The sequence below is a fragment of the Bacillus sp. BP-3 genome, assembly GCF_028401955.1.
GTDB lineage: Bacteria > Bacillota > Bacilli > Bacillales > Bacillaceae_G > Bacillus_A.
In genome coordinates this window covers 66,313-82,717 of record NZ_JAQOTJ010000008.1, presented here as the reverse complement: position 1 = coordinate 82,717, position 16,405 = coordinate 66,313, and the positions used below count along the sequence as shown (strand labels likewise).

Sequence of the window (16,405 nt, the reverse complement as noted above, 5' to 3'; positions counted from 1 at the left end):
CCCTCTATTTCGTTAAGAAAAAATTAAATAGTTTCGTATATTCATCAAGTAATACGTTTGTTAAGTTTTTAAATACATACGCAAACATTGGTATACTCATCGCAATAAATAAAATACCGCACGTAATTTTTAATACATATGCATTTGCAAAAATATTAAGCTGTGGTGCATTTTTTGCGATTAAAATTAATACGAAATTTATAATAAATAAGCTACCCATAAGCGGGAGTGCAATTTCCACTGCAGACGTGAGCGTAAATAATAGCGTTGCTAGTAAACTATCTAAAAAACTTTTCGTCAATAGCTGTGAAATTGCTTCTGTATATTGAAACGACTTCAAAATTGTCGCCACAAAATAATTAATTCCGCCAAGCGCAACGAAAATAATCATAAAGAAAATATCAAACATCGTTGAAATCAATGTCGATTGCGAGCCAACATTTACATCAAATAGACTCGCCTGTGATAACCCAATATCAAAATCTAAAATATTTCCTGCCATCCTTGGAATGTTCCATAAAAGCTCTACAATTTTCGAAAGCGTTAACCCAATTACAATTTGCGTTCCCGCGTAACCAACGATATCCCATATCGTCTGAACATGAGAAATATTCACTTTATCAGCTACTGTCACCGATAATCCAAGTGCAAATGTAATTTTCGCCATTGCCGGCATGGATCGTCCTGAAAAAAACGGCAAAAAATACAAAAATGAAGCAATACGACAAAATGCAAAAAATGTTGCAACCCATAAATCCATATTCATCTTCCGTCACCCTTCTTCATTATGAACGTAGTAACGTCGGAATTTTATCAAACAAATCTACAATTAACGTTGTAATTTCTTGAAACATCCAAGGTCCAAGTATAATGATTGTAAAAATAATAGCGGCCATCTTTGGTAAAAACGTCAGCGTCTGTTCTTGAATCTGCATCATTGCCATTAATACCGCCAGAATAATTACGACGATCATACTTATCCCCGCAACCGGGAGTAAAATTTCAAATCCTTTATAAAAAAACGTTTGAAAAATTTCTGTAATTGGTGATATATTCATGAAAATATGACTCCTATCACATATAATACATAGCGACTAAAGGTCGCTAAGAAACCGTTTTAAACATAATATCAACGATTTTCGTATATCCACCTATATATACAAAAACGAGTATTTTAAATGGTAAACTTAAAACCATCGGTGGTACCATCATCATACCGAGATACATAAGCAATGTACTGATAATTAAATCAATAAAAACAAACGCTAAATAAATGAACATTCCGGTTAATAACCCTTTTTGAATTTGAGTTAATGTAAAAGACGGAACAAGAGTAAATAAAGAAATATCCTTCATATCTTTTGGCAATTTTTCATTTCGAACTTTTAACATCATCTTCAAATCATGGCTATATGTATGCTTTGCCATATAAGTTTTCATAATCGGTTCTGTCTTCACTGCTGCTTCACTTACTGTAATTTTATCTTTCGTCATCGGATCCCATACATCACTCTTCAACTGTCCAAGAACAGGCTGCATCGTAAATAATGATAAAAATAGTGCTAAACCAACAAGCACTTGGTTTGGCGGTAAATTCATAACGCCCAGCCCTTGACGAGTAATTCCAAGAACAATCATAAAATATGTGAAGTGCGTAAACAGCAGCACAATGGAAGAAGATAATGATAAAAGCGTTACAAGTAAGAACAGCTGTACACTTGAATTATTCGTAAACTCTTTTCCATTATCGAAATGAATAAAACCATTTGGTTCTGCATACGCCGAATTTGCAAAAATAATACAAAAAACAATAGAAAATGCAAAAACAATACTAATAGAAGATATAATTTTTTTTATTTTCATAATACATCCTCTACTTTTTTCTGCTGAATTTGTTCCTCTTTCATCGCATCTTCTAGTACCTTATGAAACTGATTTCCTGACAGTTGGATCGAATGACTGCCGTTATTACTTACAATCGTAAACACTTGCTTTCCGTCTACTTCAAATAAGAAGGCACTCGTTTGATGATTCACGTACATGCCGTCTTTCACTTGAATGAAACCATTTTCTCCTTGCTTAAAAAACTGATGCTTTCTCGTCTTTTTGATCATATAGTATGCACCGTAGCCGAGAGCACCAAATAATAATAAAACTTGCAACAAGGTCGTCATATAGCTCATATGACACCTCCCCTATTCATTCTCATTTAACTCTTGCTTCATGGCAGCTAATACGACTTTTTTCTTATCTGCTTGAATTTCAGAAATAATAATGCCGAAATTTTCATCCATTACAATCGCTTCGCCAATTCCTACTTTTTCACTACTTAAATAGACATCTACTTTATGCCCTAAATTTTTCTCCACTTCCAAAATATCGCCAACCCTCAGATTTTTCACGTCACCAAGTGTCAATCTTGTTCTTCCAAGTCGTACACCAAGTTCAACAGAAATATCTGAAACGGTTTCAATGTGCGCTTTGGGTAGCTGGTTTTCATCTTTTGTACACTCTTCTAAATTTACTAGCGCAACAGATGATACCTCATACTTCATATCCTTATCCTCCTCTCTTACTCTGCAAAGTTTTTAAATAAAAATGCTTTTCGCGTACCATCTTTTCCGATAAAACAGTTAAACTTATGTTTACCATCAACATATCCACGCAGTTGATTTGTTACCTTTGTTTGCAGCGGGATAATATCTCCTTCTTCAAGCTGTTTCAAACTACCAATTGAAATCTTATGCTCGCCAATCGCTATGTGTACTGGCTTACGTACTTTTTGTATTTCTGCCTCGACTTCTGTAAAATATGTTTTTCGTTTATCAGAAGAATGTTCAACAATATTTTCTGACGTTAACTTATCCATAATTTCTTCGACTGATAAAAACGGAATTCCTAACCGCACTGTTGTATTCCAATACTCCGTCTTCATATTTACATTTAAGAGTGAAATAATATCACTTGCAGTTGTAATTTTAAGAGCATTCGGATCTGTTTCTGTTGCCACAAGATGCGGCTGTATCTCACTTACTCCCTCAAACGCCCTCTTCAAATTATCACAAATAACAGTAAATAGATTATCAAGCGTTAAAAACTCAAATGAAGTCAGCGGCCTGCGAAGTGTAAAATCACGCTTCGAATCGCCACCAAGCCAACATTCATGAATATAGATAATAAACGCTAAATCCATTTCAACGACAATTTCACCAAGATTCGGCAAACCTAAATCAATTACGCAATATAAATAATAATCTTTTGGCATCTTCTCCACATACTCAGTTGTAAATGGAACTTGCTCAACTGTTGGTGGTTCTAAATCAACCGGAAGACGCATTCGCGCCGCAAGCGACTGAGACGTCTGCTTTCCAAAGTTTACCGCAATCGTTTGTAAACTTCGTAAATGCTCTACTCCGAACTTCTCCGGTCTATTAAAATCATACTCTTGAAACTTCTCTTTCTTCTCCGCTTCTTGTGCAAAATCAGGCATTTCTGCCCCTTCATTCATCGCTCTTAACAATTCATCAATTTGATCTTGGCTTAATTTATCGCCGCTCATGAAAATCCCCTTTCCTATCCCTTCAACTCGATAATTTCAACGTACATTTTTCCGTTTTTGGTCAAAATTTTACCAATACCAATTTCTTCGTTTTCTAACATAATACGAACTGTATTTTTCGTTGAATGTTCAAGGCGATACAATGTCCCTTTCGTAATATGAAGCAAATCATCAATCTTTTTCTTTGTTTTTCCAACTTCAAAATGAATTGTTAATGGAATATCTTCATGTAATTTCATTTCTCGCAACTCCCATATCGTGTTTACAAAATTCCGTTATACTTATAAGAATTCTTTTATTTAGAAACAGCGATGTTTAATATCTTTTTAATATAGTTTTCTGTTTCTCGAAACGGCGGTACACCTCCATACTTATTCACATTTCCTGGCCCTGCATTATAAGCAGCAAGCGCCAACACAAGATCACCGTTATATTTTTTCAAATATCCGGTTAATTCTTTGACACCGCCCTCAATACTTTCAGCTGGTGAAAATGGATTTTTCACACCTTGCTCCTTCACATTCTCCGGCATAAGCTGCATTAATCCCTTTGCTCCTGCTGAAGAAACTGTATTTGGATTAAAGTCTGATTCTACTTCAATCATTTTTTGAATTAACGCTTTTGGAACTCCATATGTAGTACTAACTTTTTGAATAATATCCTCATACTTTCCTTCATTACTAGGACGTATATTTTGAATATCATACTTTTTCGTTAATCCCCACATATCTATTCCTTGGTTATTCTTATCAGAAAAACGACGCGTAAATTCCTGATTGGCCACCTGCAATGAATCGGTATTCGTTGCCTGGGCCATTTCTACTTCCTGATCATTTTCTACTTTCGAAACCTGTGCAATCTCTTTCGGTTCCTTTATTGTTTCACTTTGAAGCGCTTGTCCAAATGTACTATTTACAAATGCCTCTGGACTACTTAATTTTTGTTGCACTTGTTCTTTTCTATAAGAAAGAACTTCTTTTACTACATTTCTTATTATCATAATATCACCTTTTTAAGAAACAAAGATAACTTAATATTAGAGTTTTTTGCTTTACTTTGCAATAATCCTTTTTAAAAATAAGCCGTTTTCGTGAAGATTGTTGTTTTTTCAGCATACTAAAAGATGAAATACACTGTAATGTAAGAAGGTATATAAATATGAAGAAAGATATATATATAAAGAATTCTACCAATAACATTAAAACAAATAGCACTATTTACTCCTATATAACAAGAATTATTTTCACAAAAACGAAATAAGAGTACACCATGATTCATAAAGCATATCCATTAAACACAATGGCAAATATCCCTCTCGACAATGCCTAAGACGTAAAAAAATAAAAAAACAACCTGAATTAGTCCAAGTTGTTTTCCTTTAAAAATTGTATCATTTGTCTTTTGTGATGGTTATCATGATCTGTAAATTCCTTAACAATATATATAAGTGAATAAGGCGTTCCAGTATGAGGACAATGAGTTCCATTATTTGCAGTTAATAGCTGTGTTAACTTTTCGGTCGGCAATTTGCTAAGTTCTTTTATAAGTAGTTCCCTTTTATCTTTTGCTTCTATAAAAAATTTTGATGATGATATACCTGTTTTTGCGTAATTTGATTTTTTATTATATGTATCAAAATCTAGAGACTCCATTCCTTTATCATTTTGTACAGATGGAAGGATTTCTATTAATAGATGATGATCCCCATTCATATATATGAGCGATAATCTTAATTACCGACCATTTCTCTTCCACTATCGATTTGAACCATAATGATTCATCAATTTCTTCTAAAGTACTTAACCAGGATGAATAATAATTAAAATTACTAATGAAAATGGATTTATATAGTTATATAATCAAAAAAACTTAGAGAAAAACCTCCAAAAACCCTATAAAAACAAGTAAATCATTAAAATTATATTTTTATATATTTATTAATTCAAATTTATTGTTGACATGTCCCAAAATAAGAGTTACAATCAAGTCAGAAATTGATTGATTGATATATCGAACTTTAACGATTAACAAAAGATCAATTTAAAAAAATACAAACAAAAAAATGGGGGTTCTTTATTATGAGAATTAACACAAATGTAAACAGCATGCGTACTCAAGAGTACATGCGCCAAAACCAAGACAAAATGAATACTGCTATGAACCGTTTATCAAGCGGTAAACGTATTAACAGTGCAGCTGATGATGCAGCTGGTTTAGCAATCGCTACTCGTATGCGTTCAAAAGAAGGCGGCCTAGAAGTAGGTGCTCGTAATACACAAGATGGTATGTCTTTACTTCGTACTGCTGATTCAGCATTAGGTTCTGTTTCAAACATCTTACTTCGTATGCGTGATCTTGCAACACAATCTGCAAACGGTACAAACCAACAAAAAGACCAAGATTCTTTAGACTTAGAATTCCAAGCATTAGCTAAAGAAATTGATCATATTTCTGATAAAACAAACTTTAACGGAAATACAATTTTAGACAAAACTGGTGGCGGTAAAGACGTTGACCTACAACTTTCTGATGTATCTGGCGATACACTTACAATTTCAGCTGTCGATGCAGATTCAAAAACACTAATGGGTGGTGCTGTTGGTGATTTAAAATCTGCAGCTAATGCTAAAACTGCAATGGACGCTGTAGATACAGCTATCCAAACAGTTGCTGACGCACGTGCAACTTTCGGTTCTCAATTAAACCGTTTAGACCATAACTTAAACAACGTAACTAGCCAAGCTACAAGCATGGCAGCAGCTGCTTCTCAAATCGAAGACGCTGATATGGCGAAAGAAATGTCTGAAATGACGAAATTCAAAATCTTAAACGATGCTGGTATCAGCATGCTTTCTCAAGCAAACCAAACACCACAAATGGTAAGTAAATTATTACAATAATCCATTTGATGATATAACTAAAATACACCGCCCTGCTTGCAGAGCGGTGTATTTTTCTATATAGAAATAAACAAGTAAACGTATTAACTATGCCGCTGATGATGCAACTAAACTTGCTACTATGACTCGTATGCAAGCTAGAGAACGCTGGAATCAAAACCTATAGATTTAGCAATTTCCCTCTCCCCTTCAGTACCCTCTATATATCGTTTTACTGCTCGTATTCTCTCCTTTGAAGAAAAGTTAGCCATAAATAACTGCACCTCCAATTGTTAGACTGTGTCTAACAATTGGAGGTGCAGTTCAAATCAGATGCCTTCTCTTATTTCACCACTGACACGACTTGCCCACTACGATCAATCATAACTTTTAATTGGCCTTCTGCTTTACCATTATATAATCCAAGTTTATATAACTCTTGCTTGCACACATTTACAAAATACGGAAGTGTCCGAATTTGTTCCACGTCGGAACTTGTAATAAAATGAATAATATTATTTGTGACTCCTTTCATATCCTTAAGGAGTTCTTCCTTTTCTACTCGTAATCGCTCTGTTTCAGCACGCAGAGCGTTAATTTGCTCTTTTAATTCATCTACACTCTGCTCTTCCTTCGTGCGCTCTGCCGCCATACTAGATAGTTTATAAATACCTTCCATAAAGTGATGTAATTCATTTTCTTGCTGATAATCTTTTGTATCTATCACTTGAAAATTATTCACGATTCCTGATAATAAGGTCACGAGATTTTTTTCTGTTTTTCCACTTGGTTCTTTCATTTTTTCTTCTTCTCGATTTTTCATATGTTTAGAAATTGATTGTTTTGTAAAATCGTTTTTTCGTTTTCGTCCTGGTTTTTGTTTCATTATATTTTCCAGTGGTATTTCTTGTTTTCGTAATTTATAGTACGTATTTTGTAATTGACTCGGTGTTTTTGAAAAAAGTTGCAACTTGTCCTGACTTATATATTCTGAAATACTCAAAATATTCATATCGTGCTGCTGACAAAAATGATACACTTCTAGTAGCAAGTCTAATTCAGATTTTAACCATGCAATATCTGATTGTTCATATACTGCAAAACCACCTAATTTTTCTATATCGATTTGAAACATAGACATTTTATTATATAAAGCTATTAACTCTTCATAACCTACATGAAAATTCTTTTCTATTTTTCGAAATTCTGCCTCCAAATTTTCCTCTGTTTTTTGTATTAGTTTCTGCAACGATTCTAATACGGAAATTGCTATTTGATGTGCCATCTCCCTATTTTACACCTCTCATTTCTTATGAATACTCCCCTTGTCATTTATAAAAATAGAAAATTTTACATGTTAATATTATAATATCCTAAATTTATATGTCAACAATTAACAAACAAAACTGTATAAAAATATAAAAATATGAAAATTCCCCCTTTTTATAAAAAGGGGGAATTTTCATATTTTTATAAAACAAGTTTATCTACAAGTCCAATTAATTCTTGAATATCTGGTTTACTTACTTGTGCATTTGCACCAACAGATTCGCCTTTATGATACAGTTCATTCGTAATTAATGAAGAGAAAATAACAACTGGTAGCTTGTGCATTACTTTATGCTCTTTAATTACTTTCGTTAAATGGTGTCCATCCATTTTCGGCATTTCAATATCTGTAATTAGCAAGTGAATATGCTGGAACATCTTCTCATCTTGTTCTTCTGCTAGTTTTTCAATTTGTGCCAATGCTTCTGCACCATTGCTGAAGAAATTAATCTTCGTATATCCGGCTGTTGTTAATGTTTCTTCTAATATTTGACGAAGCATTGCAGAATCTTCAGCGATGTAAATAATTTTTTCCGCACGATCTGTTTTCTCTATTAATGCTGGAAGTTTTTGTGTGTCATAGCCAGTATTACTAATTTCACAAACGATTTTCTCATAGTCTAGTAATAAAATGATTTTTCCGTCAAGCTTAACAATTCCTGATGTTGTTTCTTCTAATCCCATCGATAAAGATGCCGGTTCATCAATTTGTTCCCATGAAATACGTTGAATGCGATGTACTTCCTCAACACGGAAAATGACTTTCATTTGGTTTAGTTCTGCAATAATAAACTTAGTTTGATCTAATGGTTTATTTGTTTTTAAGTTTAATGCTTGCGCTAAGTTAATAACTGGTAAAATTTCACCGCGTACTTGTACGACACCTTCTACCGCTTGATGTGCTTCTGGAACTGTTGTAACAGGAAATGGATTTATGATTTCACGTACTTTCATAACATTTATACTAAATAAGTTATCCGCAATTGTATATGTAACGATTTCTAATTCATTTGTTCCACTTTCTAATAAAATACTCTGTGCTTGTGACATAAGTGAGTTAATCCCCTCTCCACTGGTTATATTATTGTTATACTTCGTTGAATAAAGGTAACCTTATTCGTTTGTATGTGAAACGAGCGTATCAAGTAATAGTTCTTGTGCTTCTGATATTTCAGATGGTGTAACTTCCCACTTTTGTGTAAGTTCCTTTTCAACCTGTACACGAAGATGATCATCCATTTCTGCTAGAAGAAAAGCTTTTGTCTCTTCATCAACATCAAGTAATGCAAGTGCATATACTTCGGGAGTACGCATCGTTTGAAATAATTTTCTCACAACAGTTGGTGCAACGTGCTTTATCTTTTCAATATGAATTGCTTTATCAGAAAATAAAAGCTCATATTGAATAAACGAAACATTTTGCTTTATAACTTTGAAATAACAATTATTTTTTTTGTCATTTATGAAATAGCCATTAGGATCTTCCATCACACTTTCAACTTTGCGAATTACATCTGGTAAACTATTTCCTGACATAATAGTCCGCTGCTCAATTTCACTTGGCGAAACAAACGTTACGCGGTATTTATTTTGTGCCATATTCGTTTTCTCTCCTTATTATTTCGCATTTAACAGGAAACTCATAGCCGTTAATGCGGGATAAAAGTTTCTTATCTAAGGAAGGATGTAACCCCACTAAAAAAGAGGGGTACTTTATGAAACTGCTAACAACTCTATATTATTGAACCAAAAAGCTAACTGCTGATCCGTAATACCGGACAATCCAATAAAGAATGAGCGACACTTTATCACATCAGTAAACGCTTGATACTTCCAGCCGTTGTCTTTGTAAATGCCAATAAAATAAAACTCATGAATGCGGCCAATTACTACTTGTTTATCTCCAAACGTGTATGGCGGCACTTGTTTAATTTCAAATTGATTTGGTAAATATTGATGTTCTTGTTGTTCTATATTCATTATTTGCTCTGCCAATCCTCGTTTATCTTTAAAAAATGGCAACAGTAAAATTCTTTGTTCTCTTGTCATACTTATAGAAACCTCACTATTCATAATGAGAAGATATAGATTCTATATCTTCTTGCTTAGCGGATTAAATTTACAACTTCATTTAACACGTCATCTGCTACTTTAATTACTTTTGCATTACCTGTGAATCCTTTTTGATAAAGCATTAAGTCAACAAACTCTACTGCTAAATCAACGTTAGATCCTTCTTGTGAGCTTCCCATCACTTTGGTAGATGAACCATTAGCTCCTCCAACAGAAGGCTCCCCAGCTGAAGATGTTGCAATGTAGTTACCATTACCTGTTTTCATCAATCCATTTGCATTTGGGAACGTTGCTACTGCCAATTGTCCAGCTACTTTCATACCACCATCTGAATATTTCAGCATCACATAACCTCCATCAGCAATGAAATAATCATTTGCTACTGCTGCTGCATTTCCTGTTATGTCTTTTGCAGTTAAAGTTTTTTCCGTAGGATAATTTGTTAAACCACCAATATTTAATGTGATTGACGTACCGTCAAACGGAACCGCTACGGTTCCACCTTGTGTAATTTCACCAGTAACATTATCACGTACTACTGGAACATCTGTTTTAATCAGGTTTCCTTTATTATCAAAAGTAAGAGACTTGTTGAACGGTGCCCCATTATCCATTACTGGAGTAAATTCTTTTTCATTTTTAGAAACGTTCTTTGTTAATACTGAATAATCGTATTCACCAGGATTTGCTGATTTGTTAAACTGCACACGCATAATGATTTTATTTCCAGCATCATCAAAAACATTAAAATCTTGTACCATATCTTTTAGATTTCTGTCGATATTCCCAAGTACGGAAGCTTTATCCGTACGCACCCCTGGAATGGCCGATCCTAGTGGAATAGAAATTGGTTGTGGTGAGCCTGAAGTATCAATTTGTTCTGTTCCAGGTTTTACACCATATCCTAAAACATATTGGCCATCACCAGTAATTACTTTATAATCTCTTGATACATCAAATGTGCCTTTACGTGTATATTGTACATTCCCACCATTTATATCGCCTGCCATGAAAAATCCATTACCGTCTATTGCTGCTTGTGTTTTTACACCTGTCATCGTAATAGAACCTGTTGTAAAATCTGTTGTTGTTCCGCTTAATTTTACACCGTTACCAATACTTTTCGGATTCGTACCAGCATAAGTGTCACTACCTCTGGAACCAATCGTATTGTTATATAACAAATCATCAAAAATTGCTTTTTGTTTTTTGTAACCAACTGTTTGTGCGTTAGCAATGTTATTTGAAGTAACGCTTAATGCGTTTTGTGTTGCGTTCATTCCTGTAATACTTGTATATAATGCTTTAATCATATTATTTGTACACTCCTTAACAATTGTTTTTTTATTTTACTTGTTTGTTGTTTCAGTAGTTGGCTGCGTTCCTTCCGATAAGTCAATTTCTTGATCAGAAACCCTTTCGACAAAACGAAGTGATACTACTTTCGAGCCAATTACAAGTTGCACGTCATTATTTGCTCCAAGACGGACAGTATCAACCTTACCTTGTACTTCCGTCCCGTTGCCATCTACACCTCTAACATATTTACCTAAAAATTTCATACCACTATCTAATGGTGTTGTATACATTGTTTCTCGCAAAGAATCTACAGCCTTTGTCATATTTTGCACTTGCTCCATAAGAGACATTTGCGACATTTGATTCATCATTTGATTCATATCCATCGCATTCGATGGATCTTGATATTGTAAGCTTGTTAAAAAGAGCTTTAGAAAATCATCTTTTCCCATAACTCCATTCGTTTTTTGCTGGGTTGCACTTGCAATCCCATTATTCTGCATTTGCGGCGCCGAGATTTGATTTGTATTTGTTGTATTTAGTCCAATAGATGGCATTCTCTATTCCTCCAATAACCCAGCAAAGTCTTGCTCTGCTTTCTGTTCTTCCCTTACAACCACTTGTTTTGGCTTATGTGGTTGCTCTCTTTCATGTCTCTCCCGCTTTTGGTCTTTATCTGTATAAGATAGTTCAATATGGATTTCTTTATCTTTTAATTTCGTTTTTAGTTCATCAAAGATAAGTTCTACGCGTTTCTTCACATCATGTTTATCCATTTCAACATGAACTTCAATTTGATCCCCTTGCTTTTTCATATAAACCGTTAATGTACCTAGCTTTTCTGGATTTAACTGAAAGAGAACACGTTCTTGCCTCACAACAAATTTTTGCAACTCTTCAACTTGCGCTTCCATTTTCTTTCCAAGGTCAGGAAGAGATACTTTTTGTGTTTGGATATTCTCCTTCACACCTTGGTCATTTCCTGAAAAAATTTGTTTTACATCATGCTCCCTTGTTATAAGCTGAACATCTGTATCACCTAATTCAATCGGCTTCGCTTTTTCTTCTTTCTTTAGTACTGTTGTTACTTCTTGCGGTAAATCTTTCTTCATTAAATCACAAGTTTCACTTTGAACATTTTTTGCAAATTCCATCATTTTTTCAGGAGGTGCTAATTTATCTAACGTCATTTGAATTGTTTCTTCTGTACATACAGTATTTTGGATATTTAAATCTTTCACAAACGAAACGAGCTTCTGCAATTCATTCGGTGGTAATTCGTTTAGTTTTATATTACCATATGTTTTACACAACTCTTGTAATTTCTGTATGTATTGATATAACAATTCTGGTTGCGCATGTAATTGCTGAATTGCCAGTATTTGCTCTGAAACGGCTACTAATAATTCTTCGGTTGATTTTTTCTCTTCCGCCTCTTCTTTTAAGACAGGCAACTCTTTTTTCTGAAGTTTACTTCCTTCTTGAACACATTGTTTTATTTCTTTCGTTGGTTCATTTTTTTCTGTTTGTTGTGAATCGTTCTTTTTCACTAACTTCTCATTCATTTTTTTTGAAAAAGAATTGTCCTCTTCTTTTGATTGCAACTGAAGTTGACTGTCTCTTCGTTGTGTCATCTGGATTTGCACTGGCAGGACAAATTCAATCATCTTTTTCACCTCATCTATTCATGCACATTCTTAAGTCAAGTAACATTTTTTCTTCATGCTTTTCATGTTTTTTTAGAAGCTTCTTACAATCTTCTTGAAACATTTCATTAATTACACGTTCTTTTTCTTTTATTTTCTCCAAAAGTCTTTCATTTTTTTGAATAAACCCTTCTATCTTTTGTATTTTTCTATTCCATTCTTCGATTCTTTCAGGTGAAAATGTATGAGAAGATAGCATACCAATACGAATGCGCTCGTTTGTTTGTATCACTTTACTTCGTGACTTGAAAACATACAAATCATACGCTTTTTTTTCTTCTAAAGTTCGTTTCTGTGCCGTTAATTCGTATACCTCTTTTAAAACTTGTTCTTTCTCTTGATTCATTTGTAGTTTTATAATGTCATACTGCTTTTCATTCACCTATTTTTTTACCCTCCTCTATTATACATTCCTTATATCCTATTATATAGTTTTTTCATAAAAAAATCTGTGAAATATTCAAAAATGTAATAATGATTTGCAATAAAATTATGCTTCCATATGTAGAGGATCTCACTGCCCAAAATAGCAAGATAAAAAAGACCTCAATATTGAGGTCTTTATTCAACATGATACATGTGTTGAATTGTATCGGCAAAACGATAGCTTTCCGTTCGACCCTGTTTTAAAAACATATTAATACCTTCTATTTTATCTTTACATGTAAAAATATAAGCATTTTCTTCATTTTCTTGAATTGTCCCCAGTTTAAAATACAACTCATTTTCTTTGTATATCGATAATGTTTTTCTTAATTCATTTGCAAGCTGCCAATGTTCTGGTGTAACAATCTCTTCCATAATCCGACTTACAGAATCTAACACAGAAATCGCTGGATAATGATTTAATGTAGCTAAATCACGTGTTAACACAATATGTCCATCTAAAATTCCCCGTGCTAAGTCTGGTACCGGACCATTTAAATCGTCTCCGTCAACAAGAACTGTATAAATACCCGTAATAGAGCCTATTTTCGTTTTCCCAGAACGTTCAAGTAATTTTTTCATATAGCTTTCCATTAAAAGTGTTTTCCCGCCAATCGGCAATTCCTTCACCGCAATGTCAACACTTCTTCTTGCATCAGCAAAACGAGTCACAGAATCCATCATTAAAAGAACATTATTTCCTTGATCACGGAAATATTCTGCAATAGAAGTTGCTAGCTTTGCAGCACGAAGTTGCATAAGATGGCTTTCATCAGAAGTTGCTACAACAACAACGCTTTTCTTCATGCCTTCTTCGCCTAATTCTTTTCGAATAAAGTCTTTTACTTCACGACCTCGTTCACCAACTAAACTAATGACATTAATGTCAGCTTTCGCATTTTTCGCAATCATACCAAGCAGTGTTGATTTTCCGACACCTGAACCTGCAAAAATACCAATTTTTTGGCCAATTCCAATCGTCAGCATTCCGTCAATCGATTTAATTCCTGTCTCAAACACTTCTGTAATTTCTTCACGTTCAAACGCATGAATTGGCGGTGCATCCAGCTTTATTTTTTGTAATGGCACAGTTACTTCTCGTTCGTTTATAATTTCGCCATTTGCGCTTAACACTTTTCCAAGTAAATGCTTTCCACGCGGTACAACAACGTCTTCACTAATGAGCGTAACCGCATCACCATAACATACTTTTTCTGTTTGTTCGAATGGCAACAACATATTGTTTTCTTTTTCAATCGCAATCACTTCGCATAAGACGTTATGTTCCCCAACGTGACAAACATCACCAATTTTTGCTTTCGGTCCTTTTGAAACAAAAAATTGTTCTTGTACACTATGTACTTTCCCTTTTTGAATATAGAACGGCACTTCAATAAACTCATTCCATCTTTCATGTTCTGTTACAAGGCGCTCTTTCATACTTTCTGTCCCTCAAATAATTGCTTTTCTTCCCATTGCTGGCGTAGTTTTTCAAAAATTGGACTGAACTTAAATTCGAAAAACTCTTTTTCCTCTTCTAAAATAAACTCACCAAACTGTAGAGAAAAGTCATACTTCCACTCAACAAGTTCAAGAAGCCAGTATTCTTTTGCTGTCACCTTTTCCTGTTCAATTTGTTCAAATGTTTCCGGATGAACCGTTATAATAAGTTTTTCAAACGATGTTGGTAATGTTTGAACAATTCCTTTTAAAATTGGTAATAGTTCCATTTGCCGCATATCGATCGCTTGATTGACAATTTTTTGTGCAAGCTGCAGTGATTGATCCCAAAGCAATTCTGACCATTCAACGGCCATTTCCTTCTGCTCTTCAAACAATGCCTTACGATCGGCTTCCACTTGTTTTCGATGCTCTTCTTGTAATAAGCTAAACTGTTCTCGCTCTTGCTGAAGTCTTATTTTCTCTTTTTCTAGCTCTTTTTCCATATGTCGAACCTTAAGCATTTGTAATTGTAATTGTTCCTGTTGTGCAAGCAATTCTTCCTTAGCTGCGCTTATTTTTGTTACTTCTTCCATATTTTCTTCTGACAATATGATTTCTTCTGGAAATTGTAACTCATACGTTTCATGTGAAAAAGAAACAGAATTCTTAGGAATTCTGTTTTTAAATAAGGACATCTTCTTCACCTCTTTGAACAACGATTCGTCCTTCTTTTTCTAGCTTTTTCACCGTACTTGTAATTGTTTGTTGTGCTTTTTCAGCATCTGTCACTTTTAATGGACCAATGCCATCTAGCTCTTCTAAAATCATATCTTTACGGTTACTAGACATGCAAGTAAAGAATTTCTCTTTAATTTCTTCTTTTGCAATTTTCAATGCTTTTGCAATGAGTCCGTTATCAGTAATTTCTTCTAGTACGCGGCGCATTGCTATATCATCAAGACGCAGTAAGTCTTCGAAGACAAACATGTTTTCTTTAATCTTTTCAGATAGTTCATAATCAATATCATCTAACTTTTCAAACACTGCTTTCTCTACACCACGAGAAACATTGTTTAAAATATTTACAATTGTTTTTAATCCATCTGTTTTGTTAATCGCACTAAACGCCATCATGTTTAATTTCGATTTTAATAAATCACCAATTTGTGCAATTAAGTCACTATCAACTTGTTCAAGCTTTGCAATTCCCATAACCGTTTCCACTCTTTTATAATCTGGCAATCTTTCAATTAATCTTGAAGCAAGCTGCGGTTTTATATACGACGCAATAATTGCAATTGTCTGTGGTGACTCATCGTTTAACACTGTCAATAATGGCTCTAAATCCGTCAGTGAGTTGAGAAACTCAAATGGATTATCTTTATTGTACCATAAGTCTTCTAATAGCTTCTCCAACTCTTCTTCCCGCATATTTTTGAAAATACGACGAATATATTCTTTATCCGGCGTAACTAAATTCAATTCTTTCACGTTTAATTCATATAAAAATTCTCCTAATACGTTTTCTAACGTTTCAGGATTATACATACGAAACTTTGCAATTTCTCGAAGCAGTACCTCTTTTTCCTCTTCATTCATATATTCAATAATTTTTGTTGCCACATCTTCTTCTAACATACGAACTAGTATGGCGGCTTTTTCTTTTGAAGAGATTCCTTCTATCATAACTT

Annotated in this window: 19 protein-coding genes and 2 pseudogenes; 1 reads left to right on the top strand and 20 read right to left on the bottom strand. The window is 34.0% G+C overall.

Going from position 1 to position 16,405, the window contains the following annotated elements:
- Positions 1-4: 4 nt before the first annotated feature.
- The 9 genes and pseudogenes from PLX19_RS14370 to PLX19_RS14330 all read right to left on the bottom strand — a co-directional run bounded on the left by PLX19_RS14370 (position 5) and on the right by PLX19_RS14330 (position 5,398).
- Positions 5-766, bottom strand: coding sequence for a flagellar biosynthetic protein FliR (locus PLX19_RS14370; protein WP_272189337.1), 762 nt, complete (start codon positions 764-766; stop codon positions 5-7).
- A 19-nt stretch (positions 767-785) separates the two neighbouring features.
- Positions 786-1,058, bottom strand: a complete 273-nt coding sequence (locus PLX19_RS14365; RefSeq protein ID WP_272189336.1) for a flagellar biosynthetic protein FliQ — start codon at positions 1,056-1,058, stop codon at positions 786-788.
- A 46-nt stretch (positions 1,059-1,104) separates the two neighbouring features.
- Positions 1,105-1,863 carry a flagellar biosynthesis protein flip gene (locus PLX19_RS14360; protein ID WP_272189335.1) on the bottom strand — a complete coding sequence of 253 codons (759 nt, stop codon included), beginning with the start codon at positions 1,861-1,863 and terminating at the stop codon, positions 1,105-1,107.
- A complete protein-coding gene (locus PLX19_RS14355; protein ID WP_272189333.1) occupies positions 1,860-2,183 on the bottom strand; it encodes a flagellar motor switch protein FliN in 324 nt (107 codons plus the stop codon). The genes PLX19_RS14360 and PLX19_RS14355 overlap by 4 nt, the downstream gene beginning before the upstream one ends.
- 12 nt (positions 2,184-2,195) lie before the next feature.
- Positions 2,196-2,555 (bottom strand): FliM/FliN family flagellar motor switch protein, encoded by a 360-nt coding sequence (locus tag PLX19_RS14350; RefSeq protein WP_272189331.1) that lies wholly within the window; start codon positions 2,553-2,555, stop codon positions 2,196-2,198.
- Positions 2,556-2,572: 17 nt separating this feature from the next.
- On the bottom strand, positions 2,573-3,559 hold the full coding sequence (gene fliM, locus PLX19_RS14345) for a flagellar motor switch protein FliM (protein ID WP_272189330.1): 987 nt from the start codon (positions 3,557-3,559) through the stop codon (positions 2,573-2,575).
- Between the two features lie 14 nt (positions 3,560-3,573).
- Positions 3,574-3,798, bottom strand: coding sequence for a flagellar motor switch protein FliN (locus tag PLX19_RS14340; RefSeq protein ID WP_272189329.1), 225 nt, complete (start codon positions 3,796-3,798; stop codon positions 3,574-3,576).
- A gap of 56 nt (positions 3,799-3,854) precedes the next feature.
- Positions 3,855-4,559 (bottom strand): lytic transglycosylase domain-containing protein, encoded by a 705-nt coding sequence (locus PLX19_RS14335; protein ID WP_272189328.1) that lies wholly within the window; start codon positions 4,557-4,559, stop codon positions 3,855-3,857.
- 358 nt (positions 4,560-4,917) lie between these two features.
- Positions 4,918-5,398: pseudogene (locus tag PLX19_RS14330) on the bottom strand (DinB family protein).
- 239 nt (positions 5,399-5,637) lie between these two features.
- Between PLX19_RS14330 and PLX19_RS14325 the strand changes: the two are divergent.
- Positions 5,638-6,459, top strand: a complete 822-nt coding sequence (locus PLX19_RS14325) for a flagellin N-terminal helical domain-containing protein (RefSeq protein ID WP_272189327.1) — start codon at positions 5,638-5,640, stop codon at positions 6,457-6,459.
- 322 nt (positions 6,460-6,781) lie between these two features.
- Here PLX19_RS14325 and PLX19_RS14320 read toward each other — a convergent pair whose 3' ends face one another.
- The 11 genes and pseudogenes from PLX19_RS14320 to PLX19_RS14270 form a co-directional block, all read right to left on the bottom strand.
- Positions 6,782-7,723, bottom strand: a complete 942-nt coding sequence (locus PLX19_RS14320; protein WP_272189326.1) for a DNA-binding domain-containing protein — start codon at positions 7,721-7,723, stop codon at positions 6,782-6,784.
- Positions 7,724-7,908: 185 nt separating this feature from the next.
- Entirely contained in the window at positions 7,909-8,817 is a 909-nt protein-coding gene (locus tag PLX19_RS14315) for a chemotaxis protein (protein WP_272189325.1), read from the bottom strand.
- 63 nt (positions 8,818-8,880) lie between these two features.
- Positions 8,881-9,366, bottom strand: coding sequence for a FliG C-terminal domain-containing protein (locus PLX19_RS14310; protein ID WP_272189324.1), 486 nt, complete (start codon positions 9,364-9,366; stop codon positions 8,881-8,883).
- Between the two features lie 114 nt (positions 9,367-9,480).
- A complete protein-coding gene (locus PLX19_RS14305) occupies positions 9,481-9,816 on the bottom strand; it encodes a DUF3964 family protein (protein ID WP_272189323.1) in 336 nt (111 codons plus the stop codon).
- Positions 9,817-9,872: 56 nt separating this feature from the next.
- On the bottom strand, positions 9,873-11,153 hold the full coding sequence (gene flgE / locus PLX19_RS14300; RefSeq protein WP_272189322.1) for a flagellar hook protein FlgE: 1,281 nt from the start codon (positions 11,151-11,153) through the stop codon (positions 9,873-9,875).
- Between the two features lie 84 nt (positions 11,154-11,237).
- Positions 11,238-11,696, bottom strand: a pseudogene (locus PLX19_RS14295) (flagellar hook capping FlgD N-terminal domain-containing protein); the annotation flags it as partial.
- Positions 11,697-11,699: 3 nt separating this feature from the next.
- Positions 11,700-12,806, bottom strand: a complete 1,107-nt coding sequence (locus PLX19_RS14290; protein WP_272189320.1) for a flagellar hook-length control protein FliK — start codon at positions 12,804-12,806, stop codon at positions 11,700-11,702.
- Positions 12,807-12,816: 10 nt separating this feature from the next.
- On the bottom strand, positions 12,817-13,227 hold the full coding sequence (locus PLX19_RS14285; RefSeq protein ID WP_272189319.1) for a cytoplasmic protein: 411 nt from the start codon (positions 13,225-13,227) through the stop codon (positions 12,817-12,819).
- A gap of 179 nt (positions 13,228-13,406) precedes the next feature.
- Positions 13,407-14,711, bottom strand: a complete 1,305-nt coding sequence (locus PLX19_RS14280; protein WP_272189318.1) for a flagellar protein export ATPase FliI — start codon at positions 14,709-14,711, stop codon at positions 13,407-13,409.
- Complete coding sequence (locus PLX19_RS14275; protein WP_272189317.1) at positions 14,708-15,409, bottom strand: FliH/SctL family protein; 702 nt, start codon at positions 15,407-15,409, stop codon at positions 14,708-14,710. Before PLX19_RS14275 ends, PLX19_RS14280 begins: the two co-directional genes overlap by 4 nt.
- Positions 15,396-16,400 carry a flagellar motor switch protein FliG gene (locus tag PLX19_RS14270; RefSeq protein WP_272189316.1) on the bottom strand — a complete coding sequence of 335 codons (1,005 nt, stop codon included), beginning with the start codon at positions 16,398-16,400 and terminating at the stop codon, positions 15,396-15,398. The genes PLX19_RS14275 and PLX19_RS14270 overlap by 14 nt, the downstream gene beginning before the upstream one ends.
- Between the last annotated feature and the right edge of the window lie 5 nt (positions 16,401-16,405).

What these genes read in the sequence shown, in the direction of transcription:
- PLX19_RS14370 (WP_272189337.1), bottom strand. Translation starts at nt 766, where the DNA reads ATGAATATGGATTTATGGGTTGCAACATTTTTTGCATTTTGTCGTATT.
- PLX19_RS14365 (WP_272189336.1), bottom strand. Translation starts at nt 1,058, where the DNA reads ATGAATATATCACCAATTACAGAAATTTTTCAAACGTTTTTTTATAAA.
- PLX19_RS14360 (WP_272189335.1), bottom strand. Translation starts at nt 1,863, where the DNA reads ATGAAAATAAAAAAAATTATATCTTCTATTAGTATTGTTTTTGCATTT.
- PLX19_RS14355 (WP_272189333.1), bottom strand. Translation starts at nt 2,183, where the DNA reads ATGAGCTATATGACGACCTTGTTGCAAGTTTTATTATTATTTGGTGCT.
- PLX19_RS14350 (WP_272189331.1), bottom strand. Translation starts at nt 2,555, where the DNA reads ATGAAGTATGAGGTATCATCTGTTGCGCTAGTAAATTTAGAAGAGTGT.
- fliM (WP_272189330.1), bottom strand. Translation starts at nt 3,559, where the DNA reads ATGAGCGGCGATAAATTAAGCCAAGATCAAATTGATGAATTGTTAAGA.
- PLX19_RS14340 (WP_272189329.1), bottom strand. Translation starts at nt 3,798, where the DNA reads ATGAAATTACATGAAGATATTCCATTAACAATTCATTTTGAAGTTGGA.
- PLX19_RS14335 (WP_272189328.1), bottom strand. Translation starts at nt 4,559, where the DNA reads ATGATAATAAGAAATGTAGTAAAAGAAGTTCTTTCTTATAGAAAAGAA.
- PLX19_RS14325 (WP_272189327.1), top strand. Translation starts at nt 5,638, where the DNA reads ATGAGAATTAACACAAATGTAAACAGCATGCGTACTCAAGAGTACATG.
- PLX19_RS14320 (WP_272189326.1), bottom strand. Translation starts at nt 7,723, where the DNA reads ATGGCACATCAAATAGCAATTTCCGTATTAGAATCGTTGCAGAAACTA.
- PLX19_RS14315 (WP_272189325.1), bottom strand. Translation starts at nt 8,817, where the DNA reads ATGTCACAAGCACAGAGTATTTTATTAGAAAGTGGAACAAATGAATTA.
- PLX19_RS14310 (WP_272189324.1), bottom strand. Translation starts at nt 9,366, where the DNA reads ATGGCACAAAATAAATACCGCGTAACGTTTGTTTCGCCAAGTGAAATT.
- PLX19_RS14305 (WP_272189323.1), bottom strand. Translation starts at nt 9,816, where the DNA reads ATGACAAGAGAACAAAGAATTTTACTGTTGCCATTTTTTAAAGATAAA.
- flgE (WP_272189322.1), bottom strand. Translation starts at nt 11,153, where the DNA reads ATGATTAAAGCATTATATACAAGTATTACAGGAATGAACGCAACACAA.
- PLX19_RS14290 (WP_272189320.1), bottom strand. Translation starts at nt 12,806, where the DNA reads ATGATTGAATTTGTCCTGCCAGTGCAAATCCAGATGACACAACGAAGA.
- PLX19_RS14280 (WP_272189318.1), bottom strand. Translation starts at nt 14,711, where the DNA reads ATGAAAGAGCGCCTTGTAACAGAACATGAAAGATGGAATGAGTTTATT.
- PLX19_RS14275 (WP_272189317.1), bottom strand. Translation starts at nt 15,409, where the DNA reads ATGTCCTTATTTAAAAACAGAATTCCTAAGAATTCTGTTTCTTTTTCA.
- PLX19_RS14270 (WP_272189316.1), bottom strand. Translation starts at nt 16,400, where the DNA reads ATGATAGAAGGAATCTCTTCAAAAGAAAAAGCCGCCATACTAGTTCGT.